Annotated in this window: 8 protein-coding genes; 6 read left to right on the forward strand and 2 right to left on the reverse strand. The window is 69.2% G+C overall.

What is annotated here, in order from left to right:
- Positions 1–303 (forward strand): hypothetical protein (locus KXS11_RS17365; protein ID WP_437386927.1); only part of this gene is annotated, 303 nt, incomplete at its 5' end.
- Positions 304–443: 140 nt separating this feature from the next.
- Here the strand turns inward: KXS11_RS17365 and KXS11_RS17370 are convergent.
- Together KXS11_RS17370 and KXS11_RS17375 are read right to left on the reverse strand one after the other, a co-directional pair.
- A complete protein-coding gene (locus tag KXS11_RS17370; protein WP_437386929.1) occupies positions 444–4346 on the reverse strand; it encodes a glycoside hydrolase in 3903 nt (1300 codons plus the stop codon).
- 247 nt (positions 4347–4593) lie between these two features.
- The gene (locus tag KXS11_RS17375) at positions 4594–5634 is read right to left on the reverse strand and encodes a LacI family DNA-binding transcriptional regulator (RefSeq protein ID WP_437386930.1); all 1041 of its coding nucleotides are present in this window, start codon (positions 5632–5634) and stop codon (positions 4594–4596) included.
- 152 nt (positions 5635–5786) lie between these two features.
- Here KXS11_RS17375 and KXS11_RS17380 point away from each other — a divergent pair, with 152 nt between their 5' ends.
- The 5 genes from KXS11_RS17380 to KXS11_RS17400 all read left to right on the forward strand — a co-directional run bounded on the left by KXS11_RS17380 (position 5787) and on the right by KXS11_RS17400 (position 15189).
- The gene (locus KXS11_RS17380; protein WP_437386932.1) at positions 5787–6710 is read left to right on the forward strand and encodes a carbohydrate ABC transporter permease; all 924 of its coding nucleotides are present in this window, start codon (positions 5787–5789) and stop codon (positions 6708–6710) included.
- Positions 6710–7660: a carbohydrate ABC transporter permease gene (locus KXS11_RS17385; RefSeq protein WP_437386933.1), complete on the forward strand. Its 951-nt coding sequence runs from the start codon at positions 6710–6712 to the stop codon at positions 7658–7660. Before KXS11_RS17380 ends, KXS11_RS17385 begins: the two co-directional genes overlap by 1 nt.
- 126 nt (positions 7661–7786) lie before the next feature.
- On the forward strand, positions 7787–9139 hold the full coding sequence (locus tag KXS11_RS17390) for an ABC transporter substrate-binding protein (protein ID WP_437386934.1): 1353 nt from the start codon (positions 7787–7789) through the stop codon (positions 9137–9139).
- Positions 9140–9268: 129 nt separating this feature from the next.
- Positions 9269–11032 (forward strand): glycoside hydrolase family 35 protein, encoded by a 1764-nt coding sequence (locus tag KXS11_RS17395; RefSeq protein ID WP_437386935.1) that lies wholly within the window; start codon positions 9269–9271, stop codon positions 11030–11032.
- A 158-nt stretch (positions 11033–11190) separates the two neighbouring features.
- Positions 11191–15189 carry a family 43 glycosylhydrolase gene (locus KXS11_RS17400; RefSeq protein ID WP_437386936.1) on the forward strand — a complete coding sequence of 1333 codons (3999 nt, stop codon included), beginning with the start codon at positions 11191–11193 and terminating at the stop codon, positions 15187–15189.
- Positions 15190–15249 lie beyond the last annotated feature (60 nt).

Consider the following 15249-nt stretch of genomic DNA (forward strand, 5'->3'; position numbering starts at 1 on the left):
ATCCGCATCCTCGGCAACACGATCCGCGGTGCGACGAACTTCGCGATCCTCGGCGGCGCGGAACAGAACAACGTCACCCTCACCGTCGACGGCAACTGGCTCGACGGCGGACACTGCACCCTGAAACTCCAGGTCAAGAAGAGCTGGACGCAGAAGGCCACGGTCACGAACAACCAGTTCGGACCCAACCGGGTCGTGTCCTCCTGCCCCTTCACCGCGTTCCCAACGGTATCCCTCACCCAGAGTGGGAACACGATGGAGAACACCGGCGCGAAGGTGAACCCTCTGCTCCTCGTCTCCTGAGCGCCGCCCTTCGACAGGCTCAGGGACCGAAGAGAGCGACCGTCGTCGCTTCTCCGGTCCCCGAGCCTGTCGAAGGGTCACCGCACGCGAAAACCCCGCCGCCCGAGCGCTCTCGGACGGCGGGGTTCGTCGTGACGCGCCTACGAGGCTCGTCGACGGCGCGCGATCAGCACCGAGGCGAAGCCGAGCAGACCGAGCACGAGAGCGACGAGACCGAAGGTGGAGACATCGACACCGGTCCGCGACAGCGAGTCGGCACCTGCTGCCGAACCGCCCGACGGCGAGCTGGAGCCGTCGCCAGGGCCGCCCGTGCCGGGGTCCGTGCCCGTTCCGGGACCGGTCCCGGGGTCCGTGCCTGGGTCGGTGCCGGGATCGGTGCCGGGATCGACCACCGCGGCGAGCACGGTGACCGGCGCCGAGGTGACCTCGACGTCGGCGAAGCCCTCGGCGGACACCGTCACGCTCACCGTGAGCGCCGCACCGGCGCTCCCTGCGGGAGGCGTGAACGTCGCCGCGTCGGCGCCCTGCACCACCTCGTCGTCGAGCAGCCACCGGTAGGCGACCGTCGCGTCCTCAGGGTCGACGGTCACACCGGCCGTCGTCGCGACGCCCTCACGCGCCACACCGGAGAGCACCGCGGTAGCGGCAGCCGTCCGGGCGAAGGTGATCGTCGTCGACTGCGTGGTCGAGCCGTCGGCGGCGGTGACCGTCACCACCACGCCGGTGCTCGCGTCCGCAGCAGCGCGTGCTGCCACGGGAGCGTTCGTGAGCGGTTCGATCGACACCGTCGCGTCGCGGTCGGCGGGGATCGCGTCGATCACCGGGTCGCTCGAGCCCGACAGCGCGGCCTCGTACTCGAACACCGTCGGATCGAAGCCGTCGATCGGGGTGCCGTTCACGCGCAGCGCGGCGAGGCCGGCCTCGGTCGAGACGGTCGGCGCGAGCGCGTAGATCTCGACCTCGGAGACCACCATGTGCGTGTTCGCGTAGGCCGTCATCACGACTCGGACCGCCGAGGTGGTGACCCCACCGAGGTCGACGTCGACCACGGGAGCCGTGCCGTCGGTCGGGACGGGCACGGACACCGCACCACCGGGAGCGTCGACCCAGGCGCCCTCGGCGTCGCGGTACTGCACCGTCAGCGCACTCGGCCAGCTGGTCGTGCTGCCGTCCTTGTAGGCGTAGAAGGTGACGTGCTCGACGGTGTGCTCACCACCGAGCTCGTAGCTCAGCGTGTCACTCGTCGGCTTGTTCGACGAGCGCCAGTTCGACCAGCCCTTGTCGGTGCGCACGGAGTTCTTCGTGTTGCTCGCCGGGTAACCGGACTCGGTGGACGTCGCACTCGCGATCGTCGTGGCGTCCGGCGCGATGTTGCGTTCGCCGGGGGCCGTCACGATGATCGACAGCAGCGCCTCGATCGGTGCCGCCGCCTCGTCGTTCGACGCCGCTGTGCCGCTCACCCGCACCGCGCCGGGCTCGGCGAGGTCGGCGTCGGTCAGCGAACTGAAGTCCCAGGTCACGGCCGCGTCGAAACGGTTGCTGCTGGCTCCGATCTGTGCCGGGACGGTGGCAGGGGCCGCAGCGATGACGGCACTCGCCGGTGAACCGGCCGCCACCGTGAGTGACACGGGCTCGGTGGTCGTGAATCCGCCGATGTCCACGGTGGCCTGCACCGTGAACGGTGCACCCCAGCCGTCCGTGCCCGAGCCGTTCACGACGATCGTGCCCGGAGTGTTCCAGTCGACTGCGGCCGTGTCCCAGGCCACGCCGACCGGAGCGCCCTGGACGGCGCCGTAGAGCGGGATGACCGTTGACGGGAGCGAGGCCTGGACGCCGGCGACGGTCTGCGTCACGACCGGTTGCACGCCGGTCAGTGACGTGTCGACGAAGCTCCACGTCTGGTTCGCGCCGTTGTTCGACTGGTAGACACCGACGGCAGCGCCCGTGGCGGTCGACTGCCCGCCGACTTCCAGGGCCTGACTGGTCGCCACGTTCACGAGGCTCCAGTCGGCACCGTTCGTGGTGGTCGGGATCCACTGGAGGGACGGGTCGGCCGCTGCCTGCTCCCGACTCGCCGAGACGAGGGAGGAGCCGGCGGAGCTCGCCGCCAGCAGTGCGCCGGAGCTGCTGCGCAGGGCGTACCGGTCGGTGTTCGTCCCGCCGCCGGCGAGCAGCTCGGGGGTCCAGACCTGGGCTGCGCCGGTGGTGGCGTCGGACGCGCGGGGCGTGATCGTGCCTGCCGGAGTGGTGCCGGAGGCGGCGGATGCGGTGAACGCCTTCCCACTCTGCTTCCCGACGAGCTGGTAGCGGTGGCCGTCCTGGAACGGTGCGGCATCGGCCGCGACACCGGTCGCACCGTCGACGAGGAAGGTGGTGACCGACTTCGCCGGGACGGTCAGCACCGCCTGCTTCGTGACGGGGTCGATCGACACGGCCTGGCCCTGCACCAGTGCGTTGGCGGTCACGTCGTCCGCGGGGGACTCGGTCGTCACGATCGGGGTGACCGTCGCACCGGCGGCGATGTCCGCGAACTTCGACAGGTCGATCGTGATGGTCCGCGCCGTGGTCGACGGGTTGGCGTGCACGAGGGTCGCGCCGGTGCCGTCGGCCCGCAGCGCGGTGGTGGTCTGCGCGTCGGTCGAGGGGATCAGGTGGTCGCCGGGCTGCACGTAGTGGGTGAAGTTGCGGAGCGTGTTGTACTTCGCGTTGGTCTTGACCGAGCAGCTCGGGTCGGCGTCACCGTCCGCGATGCGCCGTTCGGAGACTCCCTCGGCGTTGCAGTCGAAGTCGATCAGGACGCTGCCCCAGTTGAGCTTCTCGACCTTCTCCATGTTGTAGAGGTCCTCGACGGGCTGCCACAGCACCCACGCCGTCGGCTCCAGGTTGCGGAGGTCGTCGATGAGGTGCGTGGCCATACCGATGCCGTTGTCGATGTTCGTGAGGTTGTGCTTGCCGCTGGAGTCCCAGTTGCCCTCGACCTCGCTCATCCAGAGCGGCTTGTCGGCGGTCTTCGCGATGTCGCGTGCGACGACGCTGCCGCCCTGGCCGTAGCTGTGGACGTTCAGCTGCGTGACGAGGTCCTTGGCGAGCTGCGACCAGCCGTTCCAGTTCGTCGCGAAGATGCCCGGGTTGGTCTCGTCCATCGCGGAGATGACCGCCTCCGTGGAGGTACCCTCCGCGGCGAGCCGCTCGGCGAGCGCCTTGATGACGGTGTCCTGCATGGCGGGGCCGATGTGCGCGCCCTCCTGGCGGCCGCCCGACGGCCAGCCGGTGGACTGGTCGATCGTCGTACCCCAGTAGTTGGTGTTCGGCTCGTTGAACGGGTCGATGGTGTCGAACGAGATGCCGGTGTCCGCCTCGAGGTGGTCAACCACCGTCGTCAGGTACGCGACGAAGTCGTCGACGCTCTCGGGTTTCAGCTGTTCGGATGCGGCATTGTAGTTGCCGGAGACGTAGCCGCTCTCGGTCATGAAGTAGGGCGGGGAGTTGCTGAACGCCTCCCACTTGGTGATCTTGTCCTTGAGGGCCGTGAGCCACCAGCGCTGCGTCGCGTCGGCATCGAAGTCGTACGACTGCGGGTCGTCCGCGTCCCACGCGGCCGCGTAGCGGTCGCGGTCGGCGTAGTCGGAGGTGATCGCGCCATCGGCGTCGCTCGCCTCGAGGTCCGGGTTCCACCAGCCGTCGACCGCACCACCGGCACGGAGGTACGGGGGGACGTCGCTCGCGTTCCCGCCGCCGATGTTGTACCTGGCGATGTTGAGGTTCAGACCGTCCTCGCCGAAGACCTTGTCGAAGAGGTCCTGGCGGACGTCCTCGGGGTAGTCACCGGTGGCGTTGGCGAACCAGACGAGGCTCGTGCCCCAGCCTTCGAAGGCTTCGTTCTGATACGCGGGGTTCGGGGTGATCGTGAGGGGAGTGCTCTCCGCGGCGAGTGCGGGAGTGGCACTCGCGGTGACGAGTGCGGGGGAGATCGCGGCGATACCGAGAGCGACGGCGACGGTCGCTCCGATCGTTCGTCGGCGGACTGGTGACGGCAGTGTCATCGGTGGTTCCTTCGTTGGAGGCCGTGGTGCGTGGTGATGTTCACGTAAACATTTCGCGACATGCGCGCTGGGTGTTCACGTCAACATTTCCGACGAGTATGGAGTGACCCCTGCGTGGGTGTCAAGCGATCCGCGCCGCTCCGGCGCGTCTCGACAGGCTCGACGACCAATCCCGGAGTCGGTTCCGTCCCTCGGTCCCTGAGTGCCTCGCTCGGTCCCTGGGCCTGTCGAACGGCGTCAGACGGCGTCAGTCGCCGGCCGGAGCCGCCGTGCTCGCGCGGACGACGAGGCGGGTCGGGGTGAGTGGCTCGGCGGTGAGCGACGGCCCCTCCTCGATCTCGCGGAGCAGTGTGGTGATCGCGCGGCGGCCGATCTCGTCGAAGTCCTGGTGCACCGTCGTGAGTGGCGGCCAGAACGAGTCGGACTCGGCCATGTCGTCGTAGCCCACGACACTGATGGAGCCGGGTACCGCGCGTCCGCGTTCATGGAGGGCGCGCAGGAGTCCGAGGGCCATCTGGTCGTTGGAGGCGAAGACCGCCGTGATCTCGGGGCGCTCGGCGATCTGCAGGCCGATCTCGTAGCCCGACGCCGTCGACCAGTCTCCGCGGAACACGGGCGGCGGGGTGATGCCCGCCGTGCGGAGGGTGTCGGCCCAGCTCTGCTCACGGCGCGCGGCGGAGTACGAGGTGCGAGGCCCGGCGATGTGCCAGACGCCGCGGTGGCCGAGGTCCAAGAGGTGCTGCGTGGCGAGGGCTGCACCCTGGGCCTGGTCGTTGTCGACGACCGGGTAGTCGGTCCGCGCGGCGGAGTCGATGACGACGACGGGCAGGCCGACGGGGAGCTCGACGTCGGCGCCGTCGACGATGTGCGACTCGATGACGATGATGAGGCCGTCGACGTCCTGCTCGCGCAGCCGGTCGAGCGCGACGGCGACGTCGCGCTGGGTCGGGTACTCCACGGGCACGACGGTCACCGAGTAGCCGGCGCGTGCCGCCTGCACGGTGATCGCGTCGAGGGTGCGCATGTTGCCGTAGGAGGAGAGGGTGAACATCGTGATGCCGATGCTGCGCGTGCGGCCGGAGCGCAGGGCGCGTGCGGCCTTGTTGGGGCGGTAGCCGAGCTCCGTCATGGCCTCGAGCACGCGGTCGCGCGTGCCGTCGTCGACGTTGGTCAGGCCGTTCGCCACCCGGGAGACGGTCTGCGAGGAGACGCCGGCGTGAGCGGCGACGTCTGCCATCGACGGCGCGCGTCTCGTGCGGCCCGCTGGCTTCTGCGTCGTGTCCGTCATGGTCTCCCTATCGTCGCATCCATCCTTGCATGTTGACGTGAACATGCTATGGTACCGAGCAGATGTTGACGTAAACATCGTCAGCATCATCACCCGATCCACCACCGAGCGCCTCCACGGAACCGCTCCGCTGCCCAGCAAGGAAGCTGCCCATGACCACCACGACCGCCCGAACCGGCCGGCCACCAGCGGTCCGCGTGCATCGCCGCGATCGTCGGGATTGGAAGGGCTGGGCGTTCATCGCCCCCTTCATGATCGTCTTCGCGCTGATGATCATCGCGCCGCTCGTCTACGCGCTGTACCTGAGCTTCTTCCAGGACCGCCTCATCGGCGGCAACGCCTTCGTCGGCTTCGACAACTACATCGCCCTGTTCCAAGACGCGAAGTTCTGGGAGCCGTTCGGCCGCGTCGCGCTCTTCTTCGTCGTGCAGGTGCCGATCATGCTCGCGCTCTCGCTCACGGCGGCACTGGCCCTCGACAGCGCCCGACTCCACGGTGCGGCCTTCTTCCGCATCGCGCTGTTCCTGCCCTACGCGGTGCCGGGCGTCGTCGCGGCGCTCATCTGGGGCTTCATCTACGGCGATCAGTTCGGACTCGCCGGATCGTTCAACGATCTGCTCGGCGCCAAGATCCTCGAGCCGTTCAGCTCGCAGGCGGTCCTCGCCTCCATCGGCAACATCGTCACCTGGGAGTTCATGGGCTACAACATGCTCATCTTCTACGCCGCGCTCCGCGTCGTCCCGGGGGAGATCTACGAGGCCGCCGAGATCGACGGCGCCGGCCAGTTCCGCACCGTCTTCAGCATCAAGATCCCCGCGCTCCGCGGTGCACTCGTGATCGCGTCGATCTTCTCGGTCATCGGCTCGTTCCAGCTCTTCAACGAGCCGAACCTGCTGAAGAACCTCGCCCCCAACGTCATCACCAGCAACTTCACCCCGAACATGTACGCGTACAACCTGTCCTTCGCCGGCCAGCAGTTCAACTACGCGGCAACGGTCGCGATCGTCATGGGCGTCATCACCGCCGTCATCGCCTACGTCGTGCAGGTGCGCGGCTCCCGACAGGAGAACAGCTGATGGCCACCGTCTCGAACCCGACCGTCCGCCCGCAGACCGTGTCCACTCGCACGGCCCGCAACGCCCGCGCCTTCGACCGCCCGACGAGGAAGCGCCACGACCCACGCCGTCGTCGCTCGATCGTCCTGACGATCGTCATGGCCGTCTTCCTCCTCTACTCGATCGTGCCGATCCTGTGGCTGGTCATCAACGCGACGAAGTCGCAGCCCGACCTGTTCTCCTCCTTCGGCCTCTGGTTCGGGAACGGCGGATTCAACCTCTGGCAGAACATCGTCGACACCGTCACCTACCGTGACGGCCAGTTCGTCGGCTGGTTCGGCAACACGCTGCTCTACGTGGTCGTCGGCGCCGGTGGTGCCACGCTCCTCGCGACGATCGGTGGCTACGGCCTCGCGAAGTTCCGTTTCCCGGGCAAGCGCGCCGTGTTCGCGATCATCCTCGGCTCGATCGCGGTGCCGGGGACGGCGCTCGCGGTTCCGACGTTCCTCATGTTCAGCCAGATGGGCCTCACGAACACGCCGTGGGCGGTCATCCTGCCCTCCCTCGTGAGTCCGTTCGGCCTGTACCTCATCTGGACCTACGCGGTCGACGCGGTCCCGACCGAACTGCTCGAAGCCGCCCGCATGGACGGTGCGGGGGAGTTCCGCACCTTCTTCACGATCTCGCTGCGACTCCTCGGCCCCGGCATCGTGACGGTGCTGCTCTTCGCGATCGTCGCGACCTGGAACAACTACTTCCTCCCGCTCATCATGTTGAGCGAGCCGACGTGGTATCCCCTCACCGTCGGTCTGAGCCAGTGGAGCGCGCAGGCCACGGGTGTCGCCGCGCAGCCGATCTTCAACCTCGTGATCACCGGGTCGCTGCTCACGATCGTCCCGATCGTCATCGCGTTCCTGTTCCTCCAGCGCTTCTGGCAGTCCGGCCTCAGCGCCGGCAGCGTCAAGGGCTGATCCCACCGACACCGAAACCTCTCCCGCCGGTCCCTGGCCTTCGACAAGCTCAGGAGCCGTTTCCCACCAGCACCACCGCACCACCCGCATCACCTCCTCCTCCCAACGCAGTGAAAGGAAACACCCATGAAGCGCATCTCACCGTCTCGCACGGTTCTGCGCCGCACGGCCACGGCGGCCGTCGCGACCGCGATGATCGGAGCCTCGCTCGTCGCGTGCTCGTCCGGCACCGGCAGCACCGCCTCGGGCGACGCCAAAGACGTCGAGTCCGCCCTCGAAGCCGGTGGCGAGCTCACCTACTGGTCGTGGACCCCGTCCGCTGAGGCCCAGGTCGCAGCATTCGAGAAGGCCTACCCCAAGGTCAAGGTCAACCTCGTCAACGCCGGGACGAACACCACCGAGTACACGAAGCTGCAGAACGCCATCAAGGCCGGCAAGGGTGGCCCCGACGTCGCCCAGGTCGAGTACTACGCGATCCCGCAGTTCGCGCTCAGCGACTCCCTCGTGGACCTCAACGCCTACGGCTTCGGCGACCTCAAGGACGACTACAGCCCCGGCCCGTGGAGCTCCGTCAACATCGGCGACGGCCTGTACGCCCTCCCGCAGGACTCCGGCCCCATGGCCATGTTCTACAACAAGACGGTCTTCGACCAGTACGGCATCGCCGTGCCGACGACCTGGGACGAGTACATCGCGGCAGCGAAGCAGCTGCACGCCGCAGACCCGTCGAAGTACATCACCAACGACTCCGGTGACTCCGGCTTCGCGACGAGCATGATCTGGCAGGCCGGCGGCCGTCCGTTCAGTGCCGACGGCACCAAGGTGAGCATCAACCTCGCCGACGAGGGCTCGAAGAAGTGGGCCGACAGCTGGAACCAGCTCGTCGAGGGCGATCTGCTCTCCACCGTCCCCGGCTGGAGCGACGACTGGTACAAGTCGCTCGGCAACGGCAGCATCGCGACGCTCATCACGGGCGCCTGGATGCCCGGTGTGCTCGAGTCGTCCGTTGCTGAGGCCTCCGGTCAGTGGCGAGTCGCACCGATCCCGACGTACGACGGCAAGCCCGCCAACGCCGAGAACGGTGGCGGCGGCCAGGTCGTGCTGAAGGACAGCAAGAACCCGGCGCTCGCCGCCGGCTTCCTCAAGTGGCTGAACAACAACGAGGACAGCGTCAAGGTGTTCCTCGACGCTGGCGGCTTCCCGGCGACCACCGCCGACCTGAACTCCGACGAGTTCCTCTCGGCAGCGCCTGACTACTTCGGTGGCCAGAAGATCAACGAGGTGCTCGTGCAGGGCGCCAAGGACGTGTCCACCGGATGGCAGTACCTGCCCTACCAGGTGTACGCGAACAGCATCTTCGCCGACACCGTTGGCCAGTCCTACGCCAACAAGGCAGACCTGAACGACGGTCTCGCCGACTGGCAGAAGCAGCTCGTCGAGTACGGCAACACGCAGGGCTTCACCGTCACCGAGAAGTAGTCGGGAGCGCAGCTCAGCGCCTGTTCCACCAGCACCATCGACCGCGGCCGGTCGGAAGATCCTCATCGAGGCTCGTCTCCGGCCGGCCGTGGTCGCTCCATCCGCACCCCTTCATCACGGAGCCCCCGCATGCCCACCTTCTCCATCGGCGACGACGACTTCCTGCTCGACGGTCAGCCGTTCCGGATCATCTCCGGAGCCCTCCATTACTTCCGGGTGCACCCCGAGCAGTGGGCGGACCGCATCGCCAAGGCGAAGCTCATGGGGCTCAACACCATCGAGACGTACGTCGCCTGGAACCAGCACAGCCCCGAGCGCGGCGTGTTCGACACCAGCGGCGTGAACGATCTCGAACGCTTCCTCGGCCTCGTCGCCGACGCCGGCATGTACGCGATCGTGCGTCCGGGGCCCTACATCTGCGCCGAATGGGACAACGGCGGACTGCCGGGTTGGCTCCTCCACGACCCCGAGCTCGGTCTGCGTCGCAGCGAACCGCGGTACCTCGCCGCCGTCCGCGAGTACTTCGAGGCCCTCCTCCCGCTCCTCGCCCCGCTGCAGATCGACCGCGGTGGACCCGTCATCCTCGTGCAGGTCGAGAACGAGTACGGCGCGTACGGCGACGACCACGACTACCTCCGCACGCTGACCGCCTGGACGTGTGAACTCGGGATCACCGTGCCGCTGACGAGTGTCGACCAGCCGACGGCTCAGATGCTCGAGGACGGCAGTATCCCCGAACTCCATAAGACGGGTTCGTTCGGCAGCCGCTCGCTCGAACGCCTCGCCACCCTGCGCGAACACCAGCCGACCGGGCCGCTCATGTGCTCCGAGTTCTGGGACGGCTGGTTCGACCACTGGGGCGAGCACCACCACACCACGCCCATCGCCGAGACCGCCGCCGACCTCGACGCGCTCCTCGCCACCGGTGCTTCGGTGAACATCTACATGTTCCACGGCGGCACGAACTTCGGGTTCACCGGTGGTGCGAACGACAAGGGGCAGTACCGCTCCCACGTCACCTCCTACGACTATGACGCCCCGCTCGACGAGGCCGGCCACCCGACGGCGAAGTTCTTCGCGTTCCGCGACGTGATCGCGAAGTACGCGGACGTCCCGGCGGAGGTCCCGCCGAGTGCGACCGACGCTCCGGCGTTCTCGGTGCCGTTCGAGCAGGAGGTGTCGTTCGCCGACGTCGCCGACGTGCTCGCACCGCTCGTCGAGTACGACCGCATTCCGACGATGGACGAGCTCGGCGCATTCTCCGGCCTTGCCAGGTATCGGGCGTCGCTCGGTGGTCGCGGAGGCGTGCTGCGTTTCAGCGAGGTCCGCGACCGCGTGGTCGTGTCCGTCGACGGTGTGCAGGTGGGAGCCCTCACGCGTGAGTTCCACGAACGGTCGATCGTCATCCCTGCCGGTGAGACGCTTGAACTGCTCCTCGAGAACCAGGGCCGCGTGAACTACGGCAAGCGCCTGGGAGAGCCGAAGGGCATCATCGGGGCGGTGTCGCTCGACGGCGTCGAGCTCACCTCGTGGGGGATCGCACCGGTCGTCCTCGACCAGCTCGACGCGGTCGTCGACGCCGCAGTCGCTGCGATCGGCACCCGGTCCACCCGCGTCTCGGGTGCCGGTCCGTTGGTCGCCACGGCGACCGTCACACTCGACGCTCCGACCGACCTCTTCCTCGACACGGAGCACTGGGGGAAGGGCCTCGTGTGGGTGAACGGGTTCCTCCTCGGCCGTTACTGGTCGCGCGGCCCGCAGCACACGCTGTACGTGCCCGGTGGGCAGCTGCAGTCGGGCGAGAACCGCTTCACGGTGCTCGAGTTCCACGCGCTCACCGAGCCGGAGCTGTCGTTCCTCGCCCGTCCGTCCCTCGGCCCGGTGGAGTTCTAGCCGCGCCCCGAGCCCTCCGCCTACCACTCCCGGTCCCTGACCCCCAACCCGGTCCCTGACCCCAACCCCGGTCCCTGAGCGTGTCGAAGGGAACCACCTGCACCACCCCCGCAGCACCCCACGATGACGTGAAAGGACGCCGCACGATGCGACGAGCGATGAGACGAACCGAACGACCACGGCCGGACGGAGGTGCCGGGGGAGTCCGGCGGGTCAGGCTCGCCGCGGCTGTCGTCGCGGTCGCCCTCACCGGTGCGACCGCCCTGACCGCCGGCGCAGCGCATGCGGCGACCGAACCGGCTCCCGCCTCCCTCCTCGGCTGGGGCGCACCGGCCGTGCCGGCAGAGCTGGTCGGAACACCGGTCCTCGGCGTGGCCGCCGGGCTCGGGCACACGCTCGCGCTCGGAACGGACGGCACCGTGCGCGCCTGGGGTGCAGACGGCTTCGGCCAGTCCACCGTTCCCACCATCGGCGGCAGGGTCACCCAGGTGGCCGCCGGCACCAACCACGCGCTCGCGCTCCGCTCCGACGGCACGGTCACCGGTTGGGGACGGGACGCGAACGGACAGGCCACACCCCCGGTGGGCCTCGACCGCGTGCTGCGCATCGCCGCGGGCGGGCCGAACTCGGCGGCGCTCCGGGCGGACGGCACGCTCGCGCTCTGGGGAGACGACGCCTTCGGGCAGAACACCCTTCCGACAGCGCTCGACGGTGCGGACATCACCGATGTGGTCATCGGCTCCGGCTTCACCGTCGCCCTCACCGACGACGGTGAGGTCGTGCCCTGGGGCCGGAGCGACGCGGGCCAGCTCGAACTCCCGGCGACGCTCGCCGACGAGGACGTCGTGCAGCTCGCCGCCGGGACCGATCACGCGCTCGCCCTCGCCGATGACGGCACCGTCCTCGCCTGGGGGGCCGACGACGCCGGCCAGACCGACGTACCGGCCTCGCTCGACGGTGTCGACGTCGTCCGGGTCTTCGCCGGCCCCTACCTGTCCGGTGCGATCGCGGCCGACGGCGCGGTGACGGTGTGGGGCGCCGCGGACGCCCGTGCCGCCCTGCCTGACGCGCTGCTCGCCGCCGGTGTCGCCGTCGGTGAGACGGGTGCGTTCGCCGCGTCGGGTGCCGCTCCGACCAGGGGTGGCACCTCCGGCGGGCCGGGGAACACGGTCGACTCCCTGCCGGGCGGAACGGACCCGGGGACCGACCCGGGGACCGATCCAGGCACCACCCCTGGCACCGGTGGAGGTACCGGCCAGTCCGGTTCAGGGACCACCGGCGGCTCGACGACCGATGGCTCGCTCGCGACGTCCGGTGTCTCGATCGCCGCCGGCGTCATCGTCGCCGCGGTGCTCCTGATGACCGGCGCGCTCCTCCTCGTCCGACGCCGGCGTGCGGCAGCGGGAGTGCTGCTCCCCGCCGATGCAGGCACCGACGGCACGGGCGCCGGTCGCACCGGCGTCGCGGGCGCGGTCGCGATCGCCCTCGCCCTGTCCGCCGGTCTCGTCACCGCGGACGCCCCGCATGCGCAAGCGGCACCGGCCTATCCGACGCCCACCGTCGACGAACTCGTCGCGAACGACTTCGTCCTCTACTTCGCCAACGCCGGCACGACCGTCACCGACAGTGTGTCGCCCGGCGACCACCTCGGGCTCTACCAGGCCAGGACCGACCAGCCGTTCGGGGTCGATGCGACCACGGGCGCCTCCTGGGGGTACGTCACGGACGACAACTCGAAGCCGACGGCGAACACGTCGACGGGCACCGAGAAGACTGCGTCCCTGCGCTACGACGCGCCGCCGAGCGGCAGCTCGCTGCCGACCCGGTCCGTGGACTACTCGTTCGACCTGTCCGCCGGTGACTACGAGGTCACCCTGGGCTTCAACCTGCCGAGCGGCTGGGCGGCCCGTCCGCTCGACCTGAAGGCCGAGGGCCAGACGCTCGCCCAGGTCACCGCGCCGTCTGGAGCGCTCCTGGAGCAGCAGCTCGCCGTGCACGTCGAGGACGGCACGCTCGACCTCGAGGTGCACAGCCCGGCCGGCCGCACGAACACCTACACGGACCCCGCGGTCAACTACATCATCGTCAGGGCACCGCACACGGCGAGCACCGAGGTGCTGGCGGCCAAGATCCGCGCGGTCACGCTCGACGAGGGGCAGCGCGCGGGCTACGTCGCCGACTCCCTCGCCGTCCTCGACGCGGCGATCGCCGAAGCGCAGGCGCTCGTCGATGCCGCCTCCACCGACACCGCGGCGCTGACCGCGGCCTACGACGCCCTCGCGGCGGCACACACCGCGCTCCGGCCGATCGTCGAGTACGACACGTTCCGGCCCGGTCAGGCGTGGGTCGACGACCACGGCAACCCGATCCAGGCGCACGGCGGGCAGGTCGTGCCGTCGACGGACGCCGACGGTCAGCCGATCTACTACTGGTACGGCGAGGACCGGTGGAACGGCTACGCGAGCAGCCGCGGCGTCCACGTGTACTCCTCGCGCGACCTGTACAACTGGACCGACGAGGGCCTCGCGCTCCAGGCCCTGTCGACTGCCGAGCAGATCACGACCGACCCGGCGACCGCCGAGCTCTACGCCGACTACACGGCGCAGCAGCGAGCCGCCGTCGTCCGCGACCTCGTGACCGTGCCGAGCGACCCCGACGTGCCGGCGGCGATCCTCGAACGCCCGAAGGTCGTGTACAACGCGGCGACGGACCAGTGGGTCATGTGGATCCACACCGACGGCCCGAGTACGACCTCGAACGCCCAGTACGCCAAGGCGACCGCGGGTGTCGCCGTCTCCGACTCGCCGACCGGCCCCTTCCGCTACGTGGACAGCTACCGGCTGAACGTCGCACCGGAGGGCGAACCGAACCACCAGCCGGACAGCCCCGGCATGGCGCGCGACATGAACCTGTTCACCGATGTCGACGGCACGGGCTACATCATCTACGCGAGCGAGGAGAACGCGACGATGTTCATCTCGAAGTTGTCGACGAACTTCATGTACCTCTCGGCCCCGGTCGAGCGCGCGGTGAAGGGTGAGGACTTCACCCGTACCTACATCGGCGGACACCGGGAAGCACCGGCGGTCTTCGTCTACGACGGCACGTACTACCTGATCACCTCGGGTGCCACGGGATGGAACGCCAACCCGGCGAAGTACGCGACGGCCGATTCGATGCTCGGCGAATGGACCGACCACGGCAACCCGGTGAGCGGCCCGGGCGACTCGACCACCCACGGCAGTCAGAGCACCTCGGTGCTCACGATCGACGCGGCGGCGGGGAAGTTCATCTACCTCGGAGACCGTTGGACCCCGTCCGACCTCAAGAACGCCCCGGCGGTCTGGCTGCCGCTGGAGTTCGGTGACGACGGCTCGCTCAGCCTGAAGTGGTACGAGGAGTGGACGCTCGCCGACCTCGAAGGCAAGGGAAAGGTCGCCGTGGACGTCGACATGGCGGCGACGGTGCGCCTGAACGATGCGAGCAGCCTGCCGACCGAGGCCTCGGTCACGCAGGGCGGCGCCACCACGACGAAGGCGATCACCTGGGACACCACGGCGCTCGCCGTGCCGGGACCGGTCGCCCTCACCGGCACGATCGACGGCGTCTCCCGCCCGATCACGCGCCAGGTCGTCGTCGTCCCGAACGACCTCGTCTACCTCGTGGACGCCGGTGGTTCCGGGTCGCCGAAGTTCGACGCGATCCGCGAGGTCGCCGAGGCTGACGGTGCCCTGTTGAACTCCACGTTCGACCAGACGCTCGGGGTGGACGCGGGGACCGGCGCGAGCTGGGGCGTGGTCGGGGCCGAGACCGGCACGACCGACGGCCCGTTCGCCGAATCGCTGCGATATGTGGCGAGCACGGCGACCGACCGGACGCTCGAGTACTCGTTCGACTCACTCGAAGCGGGAACGTACGACGTCTACGTCGGACTGTACGACCCGTGGTCGCAGTGGGCGAACAACCGGCGGGCGGACATCGCTGTGAACGGGACGAAGCTCCTCGACGCCCAGCCGATCACCGGCACGCCGACGGTCGCGAGTCTCCCGGGCGTCGCACCCGATGCCGACGGCCGGCTGTCGATCACCCTCGACCCGGTCGGTTCCGGCGGCGGTACCGACGTGCAGCTGTCGTGGATCATGATCGTGCGTCGCTGAGCGCAGTGCTCCCTCGCCCGCTTCGGGGCGGGGGAGCGCCCAGCGCCCGCGGGTGCTCGA

Source organism: Plantibacter flavus, from assembly GCF_051487245.1.
Classification (GTDB): Bacteria; Actinomycetota; Actinomycetes; order Actinomycetales; family Microbacteriaceae; genus Plantibacter; species Plantibacter flavus_B.

Coding starts and splice junctions, on each gene's coding strand:
- KXS11_RS17370 (WP_437386929.1), bottom strand. CDS start 4,346: ATGACACTGCCGTCACCAGTCCGCCGACGAACGATCGGAGCGACCGTC.
- KXS11_RS17375 (WP_437386930.1), bottom strand. CDS start 5,634: ATGACGGACACGACGCAGAAGCCAGCGGGCCGCACGAGACGCGCGCCG.
- KXS11_RS17380 (WP_437386932.1), top strand. CDS start 5,787: ATGACCACCACGACCGCCCGAACCGGCCGGCCACCAGCGGTCCGCGTG.
- KXS11_RS17385 (WP_437386933.1), top strand. CDS start 6,710: ATGGCCACCGTCTCGAACCCGACCGTCCGCCCGCAGACCGTGTCCACT.
- KXS11_RS17390 (WP_437386934.1), top strand. CDS start 7,787: ATGAAGCGCATCTCACCGTCTCGCACGGTTCTGCGCCGCACGGCCACG.
- KXS11_RS17395 (WP_437386935.1), top strand. CDS start 9,269: ATGCCCACCTTCTCCATCGGCGACGACGACTTCCTGCTCGACGGTCAG.
- KXS11_RS17400 (WP_437386936.1), top strand. CDS start 11,191: ATGAGACGAACCGAACGACCACGGCCGGACGGAGGTGCCGGGGGAGTC.